The sequence below is a fragment of the Glaciihabitans sp. dw_435 genome (assembly GCF_018449675.1).
Classification (GTDB): Bacteria; Actinomycetota; Actinomycetes; order Actinomycetales; family Microbacteriaceae; genus Glaciihabitans.
The window spans coordinates 93,850-110,261 of the sequence record NZ_JAAVUZ010000005.1; the positions used below are offsets into that span (position 1 = coordinate 93,850).

Annotated in this window: 15 protein-coding genes; 9 read left to right on the forward strand and 6 right to left on the reverse strand. The window is 66.5% G+C overall.

Annotated elements, in window-relative coordinates; translation table 11 throughout:
- Positions 1 to 27: 27 nt before the first annotated feature.
- The 3 genes from pyrE to HB677_RS09005 all read left to right on the forward strand — a co-directional run bounded on the left by pyrE (position 28) and on the right by HB677_RS09005 (position 3,051).
- Positions 28 to 579, forward strand: a complete 552-nt coding sequence (gene pyrE / locus HB677_RS08995; protein WP_213815360.1) for an orotate phosphoribosyltransferase — start codon at positions 28 to 30, stop codon at positions 577 to 579.
- Positions 576 to 1,700 (forward strand): septum formation family protein, encoded by a 1,125-nt coding sequence (locus HB677_RS09000; protein WP_213815361.1) that lies wholly within the window; start codon positions 576 to 578, stop codon positions 1,698 to 1,700. The genes pyrE and HB677_RS09000 overlap by 4 nt, the downstream gene beginning before the upstream one ends.
- A gap of 64 nt (positions 1,701 to 1,764) precedes the next feature.
- A complete protein-coding gene (locus HB677_RS09005; RefSeq protein ID WP_213815362.1) occupies positions 1,765 to 3,051 on the forward strand; it encodes a hypothetical protein in 1,287 nt (428 codons plus the stop codon).
- Here HB677_RS09005 and HB677_RS09010 read toward each other — a convergent pair.
- From HB677_RS09010 to HB677_RS09030, 5 genes are read right to left on the reverse strand one after another with little or no spacing between them, the layout of a single operon-like run.
- A complete protein-coding gene (locus HB677_RS09010; RefSeq protein ID WP_213815363.1) occupies positions 3,035 to 3,661 on the reverse strand; it encodes a hypothetical protein in 627 nt (208 codons plus the stop codon). The two genes, HB677_RS09005 and HB677_RS09010, sit on opposite strands and share 17 nt — an antisense overlap.
- Entirely contained in the window at positions 3,658 to 4,260 is a 603-nt protein-coding gene (locus tag HB677_RS09015) for a hypothetical protein (RefSeq protein WP_213815364.1), read from the reverse strand. Before HB677_RS09015 ends, HB677_RS09010 begins: the two co-directional genes overlap by 4 nt.
- Complete coding sequence (locus HB677_RS09020) at positions 4,253 to 4,909, reverse strand: hypothetical protein (RefSeq protein WP_213815365.1); 657 nt, start codon at positions 4,907 to 4,909, stop codon at positions 4,253 to 4,255. The genes HB677_RS09015 and HB677_RS09020 overlap by 8 nt, the downstream gene beginning before the upstream one ends.
- An 11-nt stretch (positions 4,910 to 4,920) precedes the next feature.
- Positions 4,921 to 5,718 carry an HAD-IIA family hydrolase gene (locus HB677_RS09025; RefSeq protein WP_213815366.1) on the reverse strand — a complete coding sequence of 266 codons (798 nt, stop codon included), beginning with the start codon at positions 5,716 to 5,718 and terminating at the stop codon, positions 4,921 to 4,923.
- Positions 5,711 to 6,577, reverse strand: a complete 867-nt coding sequence (locus HB677_RS09030) for a site-specific DNA-methyltransferase (protein WP_213815367.1) — start codon at positions 6,575 to 6,577, stop codon at positions 5,711 to 5,713. Before HB677_RS09030 ends, HB677_RS09025 begins: the two co-directional genes overlap by 8 nt.
- A gap of 73 nt (positions 6,578 to 6,650) precedes the next feature.
- Between HB677_RS09030 and HB677_RS09035 the strand changes: the two genes are divergently transcribed.
- The 3 genes from HB677_RS09035 to HB677_RS09045 all read left to right on the forward strand — a co-directional run bounded on the left by HB677_RS09035 (position 6,651) and on the right by HB677_RS09045 (position 9,229).
- Complete coding sequence (locus HB677_RS09035; protein ID WP_213815368.1) at positions 6,651 to 7,361, forward strand: TrmH family RNA methyltransferase; 711 nt, start codon at positions 6,651 to 6,653, stop codon at positions 7,359 to 7,361.
- Positions 7,362 to 7,388: 27 nt separating this feature from the next.
- Positions 7,389 to 7,814 carry a DUF3151 domain-containing protein gene (locus tag HB677_RS09040; RefSeq protein ID WP_213815369.1) on the forward strand — a complete coding sequence of 142 codons (426 nt, stop codon included), beginning with the start codon at positions 7,389 to 7,391 and terminating at the stop codon, positions 7,812 to 7,814.
- A 128-nt stretch (positions 7,815 to 7,942) separates the two neighbouring features.
- The gene (locus HB677_RS09045; RefSeq protein WP_213815370.1) at positions 7,943 to 9,229 is read left to right on the forward strand and encodes an adenylosuccinate synthase; all 1,287 of its coding nucleotides are present in this window, start codon (positions 7,943 to 7,945) and stop codon (positions 9,227 to 9,229) included.
- Here HB677_RS09045 and HB677_RS09050 read toward each other — a convergent pair.
- Positions 9,226 to 9,879 carry a maleylpyruvate isomerase N-terminal domain-containing protein gene (locus HB677_RS09050; RefSeq protein WP_213815371.1) on the reverse strand — a complete coding sequence of 218 codons (654 nt, stop codon included), beginning with the start codon at positions 9,877 to 9,879 and terminating at the stop codon, positions 9,226 to 9,228. The genes HB677_RS09045 and HB677_RS09050 overlap by 4 nt on opposite strands.
- Positions 9,880 to 10,047: 168 nt before the next feature.
- Here HB677_RS09050 and HB677_RS09055 point away from each other — a divergent pair, with 168 nt between their 5' ends.
- From HB677_RS09055 to HB677_RS09065, 3 genes are all read left to right on the forward strand, one after another.
- Positions 10,048 to 15,300 carry an ExeM/NucH family extracellular endonuclease gene (locus tag HB677_RS09055; protein WP_213815372.1) on the forward strand — a complete coding sequence of 1,751 codons (5,253 nt, stop codon included), beginning with the start codon at positions 10,048 to 10,050 and terminating at the stop codon, positions 15,298 to 15,300.
- A 71-nt stretch (positions 15,301 to 15,371) separates the two neighbouring features.
- Positions 15,372 to 16,010, forward strand: a complete 639-nt coding sequence (locus tag HB677_RS09060) for a GNAT family N-acetyltransferase (protein WP_213815373.1) — start codon at positions 15,372 to 15,374, stop codon at positions 16,008 to 16,010.
- Positions 16,011 to 16,019: 9 nt separating this feature from the next.
- Positions 16,020 to 16,370, forward strand: coding sequence for a chorismate mutase (locus HB677_RS09065; RefSeq protein ID WP_213815374.1), 351 nt, complete (start codon positions 16,020 to 16,022; stop codon positions 16,368 to 16,370).
- Positions 16,371 to 16,412: the final 42 nt, after the last annotated feature.

The window sequence follows — 16,412 nt, forward strand, 5'->3', positions numbered from 1 at the left end:
ACCAGCACGATCAGTATTCTGGTCTGTGTGAACAATGCCAAGCAGCAGCTGATCGATGCCATTTCCGCCAACGCGGTCTTCCACGGGGACTTCACTCTCACCAGTGGAAAGAAGGCAACCTATTACATCGACCTTCGCAAGGTCAGCCTCGACTACCGTGTTGCTCCCCTCATCGGCCAGGTGATGGTCGACCTCATCGCGGAGGTTCCCGACGTCTTCGCCGTGGGCGGCCTCACGATGGGCGCCGACCCCATTGCCACCGCGGTCATGCACCAGGCCGCCGCCGTCGGCAAGGGATACCACGCGTTCGTGGTGCGCAAGGAGCCGAAGGACCACGGCCGTGGCCGTCAGGTCGAGGGCCCCGAGCTCGAGGGCAAGCGTGTCATCGTGCTGGAGGACACCTCCACCACCGGCGGATCGCCGCTTGCCGCCATCGAAGCACTCAAGAAGGTCGGCGCCGACGTCGTGGGTGTCGCCGTGGTCGTCGACCGCAACACCGGTGCGAAGGAAGTCATCGAAGCGGCCGGCTATCCCTACTACTACGCAATCGGATTGAAGGATCTGGGCCTCGAGCAGTGAGTGACGGGGCCGCCGACAACGAGAACGAACACCGCGACCACGGTGATTCGGCGGCCAAGCACGCCTCTGCCCCGGAGAGCGCCGACGTGCAGCACGATGACGCTCCTCCCACGGAGGCGATGTCGCTAGAGGACATCGCCGCGGCATCCGGAGTGTTGTCGAGCCCAGAGCCGCCGCCCCTGGTGGAGCCGCCGACGCGGCCGCCGCTGGCGCGCGCGATGCCCGCGGTCGACCTCACCACCCAGCCCATGACCCAGCAGGACCTCGAGGATGCGGCGGAACCCCCCGAGGAGGGCCCCGCCACCCAGCCGATGTCGCGCCGTGAACTCGCCGAATCCCTCAGCGCCGAGGAAGCGACCGAGGTCATGCGCCGGCCGCCGATTCCGCAGCCTGTCGCCAAGAAGCCCGTCGGGGAGAACACGTCGGCCATCGATTCGCTCTTCGGCGAGGGGCACTTCGTCGAGTACGAGGACCAGAGCCTGCTGCCCAGCATCGCGCCGCTCGTCGCCCCGCTGCGTGAACCGAAGAAGATTCTCCAGACGCCGCCCGGCGGTGGCCTCAGCCACTCGCAGAAGGTCCTGCTCTGGGTCGCCGGAGTGCTGGTCGCGGTTCTCGCGATCATCGCCCTGTTCCTGCTCGGCACCCGCATCGGCCAGCGGGCCGAGGTGGCGGCACCGACGCCCACTCCGACCAGCACCCCGACGCCGACCGCCGCCCCCGCCGACGGAGCACCGGCCGTCGCCCCGGGCATCTACGGCTGGCAGGCGCTCGCCGGGGGCGAATGCCTGCAACCCTTCACCTCCGTCTGGGCCGAGACGTTCACCGTTGTCGACTGCACCACGGATCACACGGGCCAGCTGATCGCCCGGGGACAGCTACCGGATGCCTCGGGCGCCGCGTATCCCGGAGCACCCGCGCTACAGGCCTCCATCGCCAAGACCTGCTCGACCCCGACGGTTCTCAATTTCGAGGCGCTGCAGACGGTGGCGGACACCCAGGTGACGGCGAGCTTCCCGCCCACCGAGGAATCCTGGAACTCGGGCGACCGCTGGTACTACTGCTTCGTCTCCCGCAAGGGCGGCGGGCTGCTCCCCGGCGACCTGAAGGTGGCGGCCGGGTAACACAGTCGCGTCGCGCCGCCGCCGATTCCCGCCACGGATATCGCCCGTGCCCTACGCTGAGCCTGTGTTCTCCATTGTGATGTCGACTCTCAGACTGGCCGCATCGCGGTGGCCGGTGCTGTTGGCCTGGTATCTCGCCGGATGGCTCGCGCGATTCGTCATCATCGAACTGGCCGCGACCGTGGGAACGACGAACGCGCTCCTCGCGTTCTTGATCATGCCGCTCGCCATCCTCGCGAGGCTCGCGAGCTTCATCGCGATGTTCCTCGCGTTGCGGGGAGGCATGCCTGCATTCACCGCCCTCGCCGCAACCGGCGGCGACAGCGTCGACCGCACCGACGGCGGGGCAGGTGCGTCGCGGACGGGTGTATCCGACCTGTTCCTGGCGAGCATCCTGCCGTTCTTCGCGTTTTACGCGGCCTGGCAGTTCATGCAGGAAGACACCCTGCGCTACGCCGCATCGGCGCTCGAGAAGATCAACTGGTTCAGCAACGTCGACACCTCCGGCGGGGTGTTGTCCCTTCAGCTGACATGGGGATCCGGAGCCGCCATCGTCGCGGCCTTCATCGGGCGATTCCTGCTGAAGCGATATGGCCCGCGCCTGCCGCGGTGGACGGTCATCGTCTCCGTCTACCTCGAAGCCGTCTGGGTGTACCTCACCCTGTTCCTGATCAATGCCTATCTGAGTCGCTTCAACAACTGGGTCGATTCCCGGGCTGCCGTGCATTGGGCAGCGGATGCCAGGGCCGCCGTTGACGGAATCTTCGCGCCACTCGGACAGCTCTGGGACGGCGTGGCATGGGTCATCGGCGAAGCAGGTGGTCTCATTTTGCTGCCCGTCGCGTGGCTGGCCCTCGCCGGAATCGTCTACGGTCGCGCGTTGGACAGTGCCCCCATCGGCCTTCGCATACCGAGCAACCGCTACGTCGAGAGGGCACGCGCCGGTTACGCGCGAGTGCCCTCGGTGATCGCCCGGAGGGTCGGTGACGTGGGGTCCGACTTCATCGGTCGCTGGAAACCGCTCGCGAACGCGCTGACCCTGATCTGGCGGGCCGGCGTCGTGCCGATGGGCATCTTTGTGCTCGCCTACACGGTGCTGCAGGCCGCCAGCGGCTGGATCTCCTTTGGCGCCATTCGACTGATCGGTGCCCATGACCTGGTCATGTGGTGGGGCAATGTCGACAACGCGCTGGGATTCGTCATCGACGTGGCGCTTGAGCCGATTCGGATCTGCCTCATCGCGGCGGCCTACGATTTCACCCTGCGTCGCCTGGCCGAACGCCGGGTGGCTGCCGAGTTGGTCGCCGAGGTGCGCCCGACCGACGGCGTGGGCGCTATCGCGGAAGCGTAAGGCGCAGGTAGTCGGGGAACTCGCTGACCACGGCGATGCTGAGGGCGAGATCGGAGTCGCTTCCGGCAGTGGGTGGAACAACGAATTCGGCCGTGAACGAGTACGGCCCCGACTCCTCCGAGTCGCAGCCCACATTGTCGGGCCCATTACCGGCGAGACTGATCGCCCCGCTGGTCACCGTCGACCAGCTCCGGTCCTCCCCGGTGCCGTGAAAGTCTTCCAGCCGCACCGTGCACATGGGCGAATTGTCGTCGCCGGAGAGCCCGTGGGGAGTCACATCGACCGTGACCGACACCAGGTCGGTTCCGGGCGGGAGGGCGCGGTCGGCTCCTTCGGAGCTTGACGCGGCTACGCGCGTCGTGGAGACGATGCGCCAGCCCGTGTCGGCGAAGTCCACTGTCTTCGACGTGCTGAGATCGACCGGACGACTGGGGCGCTGATCGAAGTAGCTCAGCCACTGCTGCGCAAAGGTGATGGCGAGCGTCGCGGGTAGCAACACCACAACGACCAGGAGGGCAATGCGGTTACGCCGCCACCACGATCGTGGCGCCGGCGGCGTGGCCACTGTCGCGGGCGTGGGCGCTGCGGTCTGCCCGGATGGCTGCGTCATTTGGTGCCCCAGGTGGGAAATTCCGTGGTGATGGTGGGTTGGATGTCGAGGCTCGACAGGTCGACGGGAAACACGAGAAGGGAGTCTGCTCGCGGGTCGGAATCGATCGCGAGTTCCAGCTGCGCCGTCGCGGCTGCTGCGCCGGTGAGCACGTCACGGGGAAGTTCGAACATCAGCGGTCCGGACCTCGCAATGCCGGTGGCGAGTCCTCCGACCGCCACCGTCGCGTCGCCCGGGCGGGTCGACGCGCTGAAGGTCACGTCTCCCGCCCGCAGAACGGCGGTGCCCAATGGCGCCGACTCATCGTCGACGACGGCCTGCGCCGAAATCTCTGCAACCACCCAGACTCCCGGAGTGGTGCCCTTCCAGCCGTTTCCGGCGGTGACCGAGGTGGCGGCTTCGATCGAGTGCACAGTGGCCGTGATGTTGCGTCCGGTCGCGGCTGTGTCCATGATGCCCGCCACCGTGATCGGCGACTGCTGCATCGCGGCATCCGGCGTCGAATGCGACACGACCGCGGCCACCGCGAGGATGGCGGCGAGCAGCGCGCCGTTGCCCACGTGGCGCAGGCGGGAACCGCGTGTAGCCGAATCAGCCATCGGTGTTCGCCCCCGCTCCGACGTCGCCGAGGGTGAGGGTGAGCGTCGCAGCGGTGACCGGATCGCCGTACAGCGGGCCGAAGGTAAGTTTGCCCTGTCCGACCACCACGCGGTCCAGGAGGTCGATGTGCGCAACGTCGCCGGCGGAGACCGCCTCGGTCGGCACCTGCCACATGAACGCGAGCGTCACCGGCACGCCGGGCTGTACGACGACCTCCTGGCTGCCGTCGTCGACCACCGCAATAGCAAATGGTGGTGCGCCGTCGACAACGCCGGGTGTGTCCGACAGCGCGATGGCGTCGGCCTCCGTTGTGCTGAGACGGCGTGGCTCGTTCGTGGTGTTCTCCACCGTGGCGGTCACGACGAGCAGCCGGTTTCCGGAGTCGGGGATGATGTACTGCTCGGGGAAACCATCGATGAGCAACGCCCGCTCGACGGTGATCGTCAGCTCGGATCCCGCGTGTGCGGCGCCGACCTCGACCACCGGTACGGCCGCGACGGGGGAGTCGTTCAGGCCGCCGAGTAGTGCGGAGATGGCGAGGAGGATCGCCGCGATGCCGGTGATGAGCCACTTGGTCGGCAGACGGTCGAAGCCCGAGCGCGCATGCTTACGCCAGCCGGTCGGTGTGGGAGGAGGCGTCGACGTCACCGGCGTGGGGGCTACAGCTCGGACTCGACGGGCTCGGTCTCGAGCAGGTCGGCGACCGAGTTGAGCACCTCGTCGGGCCGGAATGGGTAGCGCTCCAGTTCTGCCTGGTCGCTGATGCCGGTGAGCACGAGCACTGTGTGCAGGCCGGCCTCGATGCCGGCGATGATGTCGGTGTCCATGCGGTCACCGATCATGCCGGTGTTCTCAGAGTGTGCGCCGATCTTGTTCATCGCCGAGCGGAACATCATCGGGTTCGGCTTGCCCACGATGTAGGGCTCCTTGCCGGTGGCCTTGGTGATCAGGGCGGCGATGGCGCCGGTGGCGGGCATCGGGCCGTCGGCGCTCGGGCCGGTGGCGTCGGGGTTCGTCGCGATGAAGCGGGCGCCGCTGCCGATCAGGCGAATGGCCTTCGTGATCGCCTCGAACGAGTAATTGCGGGTTTCCCCCACCACCACGTAGTCGGGGTTGCTCTCGGTCATGATGAAGCCCGCCTCGTGCAGGGCCGTGGTCAGGCCCGCTTCTCCGATGACGAAGGCGCTGCCGCCGGGCATCTGTGACTTGAGGAAGTCGGCGGTGGCGAGGGCCGAGGTCCAGATGGACTCCTCGGGAACCTCGAGGCCCGACGCACGCAGACGCGCGCTCAGGTCACGCGGGGTGAAGATCGAGTTGTTCGTGAGCACGAGGTACGGCTTGCCCTCGTCGCGCCACTGCTGCAGAAGTTCGGCCGCTCCGGGAACCGGGTGGTTTTCGTGGACGAGCACCCCGTCCATGTCGGTAAGCCAGCATTCGATTTCGCCGCGTTTACTCATGCGGCAATAGTACCGAGCGCACCTGCTCACCCAACCGTCGCGTCATGACCGAGATTGCGTCGGGATTCTGGTCGATGACGACGAAGCGCCTGCCGAGGCTGCCGGCGACAGCGCCGGTGGTGCCGCTGCCGGCGAAGAAGTCGAGCACCCAGTCATCCGCTGCGCTCGATGCCTGAATGATGCGCCGCAAAATGCCCTCGGGCTTCTGTGTGGCGTACCCGGTCTTCTCGCGGCCCGTGGGGGAAACGATGGTGTGCCACCAGACGTCGGTAGGCAGCTTGCCCCGGGCGACCTTCTCGGGGGTGACCAGTCCGGGAGCCATGTAGGGCTCGCGGTCGACCTCCTCGTTGTTGAAGTAGTACCCGGTGGGATTCTTCACATAGACGAGGATCGTGTCGTGCTTGGCGGGCCAGCGGCTCTGCGACTTGGCGCCGTAGTCGTAGGCCCAGATGATCTCGTTGAGAAAGTTCTCGCGGCCGAACAACGCGTCGAGCACGACCTTGGCGTAGTGAACCTCGCGGTAGTCGAGGTGCAGGTAGAGGGTGCCGGCGTCGTCGAGCAGGCGCCAGGCCTCTTCGAGCCGCGGCTCCAGAAACTCCCAGTAGTCGGCGAACGCATCGTCATACGAGTAGAGGAGTCCCTTGACCGACTCGTAGGTGTTGCCCTTGAAGCCCTTGCGGGTGCCCTCCGCCGAGCGTTTCGTCGTCATTGCCTGGCGGCTCTGCACGCGCCCGGTGTTGAACGGCGGGTCGATGTAGATGAGGCGGAACGATTCGTCCGGCAGCTGCGCGAGCGCGTCGAGGTTGTTCGCCTCGACGAGCAGGTTGGGTCCGTCGGGCGCCCAGCCCAGCTCAGTCATGGTCCCCAGATTAACAGTGTTGGTGGATGACCCTGCACCGCAGCCACCCCGCCGGTGAGCTAGCGTCGACTGCGTGACTGACCTGCCGAATGACACCGCGCCCGGGACGGCTGCCGCCGACGAGCCGGGCGACCCCGGGTCATCCGCCCCTCGTCCCGGCGACAGCACACACGAACTCTCCACCTACGGCGTCGGACCGTGGCCGGGGGAGTTACCCACCGACGCCCGCTACGACCCCGACCTGCTGGCGCGCGGTGACACCCGCAACGTGATCGACCGGTACCGCTACTGGTCGATGGACGCGATCGTCGCCGACCTCGACGAGCATCGCCATCCGTTCTCGGTTGCCATCGAGAACTGGCAGCACGACATGAACATCGGGTCTATCGTGCGCACCGCCAACGCGTTCGCAGCGGACACCGTGCACATCATCGGACGCCGCCGCTGGAACAAGCGCGGCGCAATGGTGACCGATCGCTACCAGCACGTGATGAACCACCCCACCGTCGCCGACTTTGCCGCGTGGGCGAAGAGCGAGGGGCTGCCGATCATCGCGATCGACAACGTTCCCGGCAGCGTGATCATCGAGACGTACGACTTTCCCGAGCGGTGCGTGCTGCTGTTCGGCCAGGAGGGGCCAGGCCTGTCGGAAGAGGCCATCGCCGCGGCCGACGTCATCGTCGAGATCAGCCAGTTCGGGTCGACCCGCAGCATGAACGCCTCTGCCGCCGCCGCGGTCGCCATGCACAACTGGATCCTGCAGCACGCGTTCCCGCGACGCTGATCCTGCCCCTGCGGGTAGCGTTGCTGCATGACCACGAACCTGCTCGGCATGCCAGAAACCCGTCTTCCCGCGGAGCCCGAGGTGCTCGCCTCGATCGCGAACCCGGAGCTCGATGCATCCGACGTCGTTATCGGACATCCGACGTCCTCGCTCGCCTGGGCGCTGCTGGCGGATGACGCGTGGTCGAAGGGCAAGACGCTCGAGTCCTACGCCTTCGCGCGGGTCGGGTACCACCGGGGTCTCGACGCCCTGCGCAAGGGCGGTTGGAAGGGCCAGGGCCCCGTGCCGTGGTCGCACGAACCCAACCGCGGAGTGCTGCGTGCCCTCTACGCGTTGCGTCGCGCGGCCGACGCGATCGGCGAGGAGTCCGAGGTTGAACGCCTCGACGCGTTCCTGCGCGATGCCGACCCCACGGTCGACCGCATCATCGAAGACGAGAACATGACGTTCTGAGGCTCACCACGTGAGATTGGGGCATCTCGCCGGGCGGATCGCGCTTAGCACAGGCGCCCGTCCGTGTGGTCGGGGTCACACTGAGCAATAGAATGGGGTGTAATCCCGTTTTATCGAGAGGATCCCCCGTGCCTGCAATTGTCATCATCGGCGCCCAATGGGGCGACGAGGGTAAGGGCAAGGCAACCGACCTGCTCGGAAGCCGCATCGACTACGTCGTCAAGTTCAACGGCGGTAACAACGCCGGTCACACGGTCGTCATCGGCGACGAGAAGTACGCGCTGCACCTGCTGCCGTCCGGCATTCTGACCGACGGAGTCATCCCCGTCATCGCCAACGGCGTCGTCATCGACATCGAGGTTCTCTTCGAAGAACTCGACGCGTTGATTGCGCGCGGGGTGGATGTCTCGAAGCTCGTCGTCAGCGCGAACGCCCACGTCATCACCCAGTACCACCGCACCCTCGACAAGGTGACGGAGCGCTTCCTCGGCAAGCGCCAGATCGGTACAACCGGTCGCGGCATCGGACCCTCGTACGCGGACAAGATCAACCGCGTGGGCATCCGCATCCAGGACATCTTCGACGAGAACATCCTCCGCCAGAAGGTCGAGGGTGCCCTGCACTCGAAGAATCAGCTGCTGGTCAAGCTGTACAACCGTCGTGCCATCACCGTCGATGAGATCGTCGATGACCTCACCAGCTACGCCGAGCGCCTGCGCCCGATGGTCACCGACACCGGCCTGCTGCTCAACCAGGCACTCGACGCCGGCAAGACCGTGCTGTTTGAGGGTGGGCAGGCCACCATGCTCGACGTCGACCACGGAACCTACCCGTTCGTCACCTCGTCCAACTCGACGTCGGGCGGAGCATCGACCGGTTCCGGCATCGGGCCCAACCGCATCGAGCGCGTCATCGGCATCGTTAAGGCGTACACCACGCGCGTCGGCGCCGGCCCCTTCCCGACCGAGCTCGATGACGAGTGGGGCGAGTACCTGCGCGCCCAGGGCCACGAGTACGGCACCACAACGGGTCGCCCGCGGCGCACCGGTTGGTATGACGCACCGATCGCGCGCTACTCGGCGCGCATCAACGGTGTCACCGACTTCGTGATGACCAAGCTCGACGTGCTCTCCGGTCTCGAGAAGATCCCTGTCTGCGTCGCGTACGACGTCGACGGCGTGCGGGTCGAGGAGGTGCCGGTGTCGCAGTCGGACTTCCACCACGCGATCCCGATCTACGAAGATTTCCCGGGCTGGTCGGAAGACATCACCGGCGCGCGCACGTTCGAGGATCTGCCGAAGAACGCGCAAGAGTACGTGCTTGCCATCGAGGCGATGAGCGGTGCACGGATCTCCGCGATCGGTGTTGGTCCCGGACGCGACGAGATCGTCGTGCGCCACGACCTTCTCGGCTAGAGAATCGTAAAGTCTGCCGGAAGCGGACCGCGGCCGGTCAGGGCGAGCAACAGGTCCGGACCGGCGCCGCGCAGCACGGCGACCTCGGCGGCGAGCTGAGTCATTTCGACGAGCAACGAATCGGGGATCGACGCGTCGACGCCCGCGGCCCGCGCGATGTCGATGCTGTGCACCACCAGCTCGAAGGTGCGGGTGCGCAGATACTCGTCGAGGGGGATGGTGACTGCCCCCACGGTAACGACGGGGTTATCGGCGTGTAAACGCAGGGCCATCGCGGTGCGGTCGAGTTCGCGCTGAATCGTCGCGGCCGGGTCATCACCGAGCGCTGCGCCGGCCTCGAATCCCCGCTGCGCCACCGCATCGTTGTCGGTGTACGCGGTGAATATCGCCGGGTAATACGCGGCCGCAGACGTCACCGTCGGTTCCTCCACGACGGGCGGGTGGGCCAGCGCTTCGGCGTATGCGCCGGGATCCACGACGATCGCCGACAGGTAGGTGTTGACGGTCGTGATGGCCCGTGAGGTGTGTCCCACGAGGTCCCGGACCGTCCATACTCCCAGTCCCGGCTTCGCCCACGCCTCCGCGGGGATGCGCTCGACGAGCGCGACGAGTCCGGAGGCGGCGAGTTCGAAACTTGAGGATTTGGTCACGCCCCCATCGTGGCATGCAGTTCTGCGCTGACGCCCCCGTTTTCACAATGTACCCCGGAAGGGGGTGGAACGTATGGTTTCCTTATGTTCACCATCCCGATGCCGAACCGCAACGTACGCGCGCTGGGATGAGAAGGATCACCATTTCAGACACCTAGGGGCTATTTGATGAGCAATTCGCAGCGGACACGATCGAAGGCCGGCCTCGCCGGCATCTTGGGGGTGGCGCTGGCAATCGCTCCACTCGGCATGCTGCCGGCCCAGGCCAATACCGCCGGCACCGGCGTGGTCATCAATGAAATTCACCCGTACGGCGGAACCGGCGGCACCACGTACTCGCGTTTCGTTGAGCTCTACAACCCGACAGATGCCGCCATCAGCCTCGAGTCGATGTCGCTGCAGTACCGCCCCGCCGCGGGAATCGTGAACCCCACGTCAACCTTCAAGTTGAGCGGGTCGATCGCGCCCAAGGGGCACTTCCTCGTGTCCGGTACCGGAGCCACAGGCTCGACGCTCCCGACTCCCGATCTCGCCACCACCCTCGCCGCTGGCGGCGCTGGGGGCACGCTCTTCCTCGCCAACCAGATCGCTCCGCTTACCGCTCCCGCAGCCGGCGGCGTGGTGACCGACCCCGCCATCCTTGATGAGGTTGGCTGGGGCACCTCCAACACCTACGAGACCAAGGCCGTCACCGGCGGTTCGGTGACCTTGTCGTACGCCCGAACCTCGGGCACCGACACCGACGACAACTCCGCGGATTTCACCGCCGTTGCGCCGACACCGCAGAACGCGGCATCCGACGCTCCTCCAACGTCCACGCCGACAGCAACGCCGACCGGCACTGCCACGCCGACGGAAAGCCCGACTCCGACAGTCACGCCGTCGAGCACCCCGACCCCGTCGGCGACGCCCACGAGCACCCCGACGGCCGCACCGACCGTGACCATCGCCGCCATCCAGGGCACGACCGACACGAGTCCGCTCGCCGGAACGACGGTGGTCACGCGCGGTATCGTCACCGCGAGCTACCCCACCGGCGGCTTCAGTGGCTACACGATCCAGACGCCCGGCACCGGTGGTGCCGTCAACCTGACGACGCACACCGCCTCTGACGGACTGTTCGTCTTCTCGTCCGCCACCGTTGGCGCTGCCACGATCGGCGACTACGTCGAGGTCACGGGCGCCGTCAGCGAGTACCAGGGATTGACCGAGCTGTCGGTGGCCGCCGGCGGACTGAAGGTTCTCACCGACACCGCCGCAGCAGTCACCCCCGTCTCGACGGAGATTCCGCTCGCCGCCGCGCAGCGCGAGAGCCTCGAGAGCATGGTGGTGAAGCCGACGTCGGCGTTCACCATCACTGACAACTACGACACCAACTACTACGGCTCGATCGTCCTCAACCCCGGAACGCGCCCGCTCAACACCCCCACGGCAGTGGTCGAACCGGGTAGCGCGGCCATCGCGCTCGCGGCGGCCAACGTCGCCCGCGTCATCACGCTCGACGACGGCTCCTCGCTCAACTTCAACTCGACCGCCAACAAGGGCACCCCGCTTCCGTACCTGTCGACCACCAACCCGGTTCGTATCGGCGCCGCGGTCACGTTCACGAAGCCCGTGATTCTCGACTACCGCTTCTCCGGCTGGACCTTCCAGCCCACGCAGCAGCTCACCACCGCCAATGCGGCGACGGTGCAGCCCGCCACCTTCGCCAACACTCGCACCGCCAAGCCCGACGACGTGGGCGGCGACGTCACCCTCGCCTCGTTCAACGTGCTGAACTACTTCACCACCACCGGCGACACCCTCACCGGGTGCAGCTACTACACCGACCGCGCGGGCAACCCGATCACCGTCAACACGGGCTGCGATGCCCGTGGTGCTGCCAACGCGACGAGCCTCGCGCGCCAGCAGGCCAAGATCGTCGCCGCGATCAACGGTCTCGGCGCCGACGTCGTCTCCCTCGAAGAGATCGAGAACTCGGCCCGCTTCGGCAAGCCGCGCGACACCGCCCTCGCGGCTCTCGTCGATGCCCTCAACGCGGCGGCGGGTGAGGGAACGTGGAACTACGTGGCCTCCCCGGCGACGCTCCCGGCGGCACAGGAAGACGTGATTCGCACGGCGTACATTTACAAGCCCGCCGTGGTAAAGACCGTCGGTGCCTCGGTCATCCTCGATGACCCTGCCTTCGTCAACGCGCGCGCCCCGCTCGCCCAGGAATTCGAGCTGGCAACGGGCACCGCGGACTCCACGTTCCTCGCGATCGTCAACCACTTCAAGTCGAAGGGGTCGGGCGAGGGGGATGACGCGGACAAGGGCGACGGCCAGGGTGCTTCCAACCTCTCCCGCGTCAACCAGGCCAAGGCGCTCGTGAAGTTCGCCGACACCCTCAAGGCGGAGCGCGGCACCGACCGCGTGCTGCTCGGCGGCGACTTCAACGCCTACCTCAAGGAAGACCCGATCGACGTGCTCACCGCCGCCGGTTACGTCGACCTCGGCAGCCAGACGGGCAAGCAGACCTACGCCTTCGACGGTGCGGTCGGATCTCTCGACCACATCTTCGCGTCGGCCGGAGCCGCCGGCAACGTGCACGACGTCGACGTCTGGAACATCAACTCCGTCGAGTCGATCGCGCTCGAGTACAGCCGGTACAACTACAACGCGCTTGACCTCTACAAGGCCGACGCGTACCGCTCGTCCGACCACGACCCGATTTTGGTGGGTCTGGAGTTTGGAACCCCGGCAACCGTCGACCTCAACCTGCTCAACATCAATGACTTCCACGGACGCATCGACGAGAACACCGTCAAGTTCGCGGGAACCATCGAGAGCCTGAAGCGGGCCGGAGGGGAGAACAACACCCTCTTCCTCTCGGATGGCGACAATATCGGGGCATCCGTCTTCGCCTCATCCTCACAGCAGGACGAACCGACGATCGACGTGCTGAACACCCTGGGGCTGAAGGCGTCTGCCGTCGGCAACCACGAGTTCGATCAGGGCCTCGATGACCTCACCGGTCGCGTCGAGGACAACGCCGACTGGAGCTACCTCGGGGCGAACGTCTACAAGAAGGGCACCACAGAACCGGCGCTCGACGAGTACGACATCTTCACGGTCAAGGGCGTCCGCGTTGCGGTCATTGGGGCGGTGACGCAGGAGACTCCGTCCCTGGTGTCGCCCGGTGGAATCGCGACCCTCGACTTCGGTGACCCCGTCGTCGCGGTCAACCGAGTGGTGACGCAGCTGAAGGCCGCGAACCTCGCGGACGTCTTCATCGCCGAGTACCACGAGGGTGCGAGCGCCGGCACGCCGGAGAAGGCAACGCTGGAGCAGGAACTCGCTCTCAACAACGCCTTCACAAACATCGTTACCAAGACCTCCGCCGATGTTGACGCCATCTTCACCGGGCACACGCACAAGCAGTACGCGTGGGACGCCCAGGTTCCGGGAGCCGCGGCGGGCGTCACTCGCCCGGTGCTGCAGACCGGTAACTACGGCGAGAACATTGGCCAAATCGTCCTCACGGTCGACACCGCCACGAAGGACGTGACGAAGTACACCGCGAAGAACGTGGCGCGCCTCACCACGGCCGACGATGCGCTCATCGCCGACTATCCGCGGGTCGCCCAGGTCGACACGATCACCAAGGCGGCCCTGGCCGCGGCGGCGATTATCGGCAACAAGCCGGTTGGCTCAATCACGAAGGACATCACGCGGGCATCAACCAGCGCGACGGCGGTGTCCGAGGATCGTGGCGCCGAGTCATCCCTCGGAAATCTCGTTGCCGACTCGCTCGTCTCGACCCTCAGCTCTGAGGCCCTGGGCAGCGCCGAAATCGGCGTCGTCAACCCGGGTGGTCTGCGTGCAGACCTCACCTACAAGGGATCCTCGGTCGGCGAGGGCGATGGCGTGGTCACCTATGCCGAGGCCAACGCGGTGCTGCCGTTCGTGAACAACCTGTGGACCACGACGCTCACGGGCGCCCAGTTCAAGAAGGTGCTCGAGCAGCAGTGGCAGACAAACGCCGACGGCACGGTGCCGTCGCGTCCGTTCCTCAACCTGGGCCTCTCCAAGAACGTGACCTACACCTACGACGCGACAAAGCCGCAGGACAGCCACATCACGAGCATCTCGGTCGACGGCAAGCCGATCGACCCGGCCAAGACCTACCGGGTGGGGTCGTTCAGCTTCCTCCTGCAGGGTGGCGACAACTTCCGGGAGTTCGCGAACGGCACGAACACGCGCGACTCGGGTCTCATCGACCGTGACGCGTGGATCAGCTACATCACCGCCAAGAGCCCGATCAGCCCGTCGTTCGATCGTCGGGGAGTTCAGGTGACGGATGTCCCGACCGCCGCACTCGTGCCGGGAAGTCTCGCCTCGGTGAAGTTGTCGAAGCTCGACCTGACGTCGCTCGGAAGCCCGGCCAACACGCTGGTCACGGCGAGCTTCGAGGGAAGCACCGCCGCCCCGACGACCTCGGTTGTCACGGCGGGAGCCTCGACCGTCTCGTTCGTGGTGCCCACCGGGCTTCCGGAGTCGGCGACCCTCGTGATTGTCGCCAAGGAGTCGAACACCACGGTGCGCGTGCCCCTAACGATCGCGCCCGTCGCCCCGGCTCCCGTGATCACCGGAACCACTCCGGTGATCGCCGGAGTCACGCAGGTGGGCCGCACGCTCACCGCCGTCGCCGGTGAGTGGACGCCCGCAGGGGTAACGCTCTCCTACCAGTGGATGCGGAACGGCAGCCCGATCGCGAAGGCGACGAGCAACCGCTACATGCCCGTGACGGCGGATGGCGGTACGGCGATCACGGTGCAGGTGACCGGCACGCTGGCCGGTTCCGAGCCGCTGGTGAAGACCAGTGAGGCCGTGGTGATCACGCGGCTGTTCGAGGTGATCCCGATTCCGACCCTCACCGGTTCCCACAACGTCGGGGCCATCCTGACGGCGCATCCCGGCACGTGGAAGCCCTCCGGCGCGACGCTCACCTACCAGTGGACGCGCAACGGAGTCGCCATCCCGAAGCAGACGGTGTCGATGTATCGCACGACACCGGAAGACATCGGTCAGGTCATCCGTGTCACCGTCACCGGATCGAAGGAGGGCTACCTCACGCAGGCGCGCACCAGCGCCGGCGTACAGGTGCTGCAGCTGTTCACCGCAACGCCGGCTCCGAAGATCGCCGGAGTGGCGAAGGTGGGCCGCACTCTCAACGCGGTCGTCACGCGCTGGACGCCGTCCGCCGGGGTCAGCTACCACTACCAGTGGAAGCGCAACGGCGCATCGATCGCCGGGGCAACCGGCGCCCGCTACAAGCTCACGACGAAGGACAAGGGCAAGTCCATCACCCTGGTCGTGACGGGAACGAAGACGAACTATATCCCCGCCGCGAAATCGAGCGCGCGGGTGGTCGTCAAGTAACTGCATAGAGAGATGAGAGTGGCGGATGTCTCGGCATCCGCCACTTTCGTGTTCGCTGGCATCATGGTCACATGAGCGCAATTCGACCTGTCTACGGTGATCTCGAGGGGCGGTTCATCCGCCTGTCCCCACTGCACCGGGAGGAGTTGCCCGAACTGTACGCGGCCATTGGGCATCCGATCGTGTTCGCGGGTGGGTTCGGCGGCGGCAGTGCCGGATACCGCGACAACGTGGATGACTTCGTGGAGTGGGCGCTCGGGTACTTCGCGTGGGACGTCAGCAACGTGTACGGCGTGCGGGTGTCCGGCGGGCCACACGACGGTCAGCTGGTGGGCACCTCGACGCTGGGTGATTTCGAGCTCGCGTTCGAGCACACCCACGTCGGCTGGACCGCCTACGATCCGCGGGTGTGGGGCACCCAGGTGAACGCGGAGGCCAAGCTGCTGATGCTCACCCACGCGTTCGAGTCGGGGTTCGGGCGCGTGAAGATCCAGGCCGACGTGATCAACGAGCGGTCGCGGGCGGCCATCGCTGGTATCGGCGCGACCTTCGAGGGCATCGTGCGGCGGGACAGGCCGAGGGCGGATGGCTCGTGGCGCGACAGCGCGGTGTTCTCGATCATCGACGAGGACTGGCCCCGCGTGCGCGCTGGTCTTCTCGCGCGACTTGAGCCCTTCGGCGACCAGCCGGTGCACTTCCGTACCCGGTAGATTCGAACCATGGATTTGACCGACGGCGCGCTCGGAGCGCAGGACAACGAACTGATCGACGAGCTTCTCGACATTCGTCAGAGCATCGACAACATTGACGCCGCCCTCGTGCACCTGCTCGCGGAGCGGTTCAAGTTCACCCAGCGCGTCGGCAGGCTCAAGGCTGCCGGCGGGCTTCCGGCGTCGGACCCCGAGCGCGAGCGCGTGCAGATCCAGCGCCTGCGCAGCCTGGCGGAGGAGTCGCACCTCGACCCCGCGTTCGCGGAGAAGTTCCTCGGATTCATCGTCGCCGAGGTCATCCACCATCACGAGCAGATCGCCAGCAACACGGCCGCGATCACCACGACGCCCGACGCATAGTCGCTGTCGGGGCATCCGCTCGCCGCTTCTTCCAGAAGAGGA

Coding starts and splice junctions, on each gene's coding strand:
- HB677_RS09060 (WP_213815373.1), top strand. CDS start 15,372: ATGAGCGCAATTCGACCTGTCTACGGTGATCTCGAGGGGCGGTTCATC.
- HB677_RS09040 (WP_213815369.1), top strand. CDS start 7,389: ATGACCACGAACCTGCTCGGCATGCCAGAAACCCGTCTTCCCGCGGAG.
- HB677_RS09010 (WP_213815363.1), bottom strand. CDS start 3,661: ATGACGCAGCCATCCGGGCAGACCGCAGCGCCCACGCCCGCGACAGTG.
- HB677_RS09015 (WP_213815364.1), bottom strand. CDS start 4,260: ATGGCTGATTCGGCTACACGCGGTTCCCGCCTGCGCCACGTGGGCAAC.
- HB677_RS09065 (WP_213815374.1), top strand. CDS start 16,020: ATGGATTTGACCGACGGCGCGCTCGGAGCGCAGGACAACGAACTGATC.
- HB677_RS09025 (WP_213815366.1), bottom strand. CDS start 5,718: ATGAGTAAACGCGGCGAAATCGAATGCTGGCTTACCGACATGGACGGG.
- HB677_RS09030 (WP_213815367.1), bottom strand. CDS start 6,577: ATGACTGAGCTGGGCTGGGCGCCCGACGGACCCAACCTGCTCGTCGAG.
- HB677_RS09055 (WP_213815372.1), top strand. CDS start 10,048: ATGAGCAATTCGCAGCGGACACGATCGAAGGCCGGCCTCGCCGGCATC.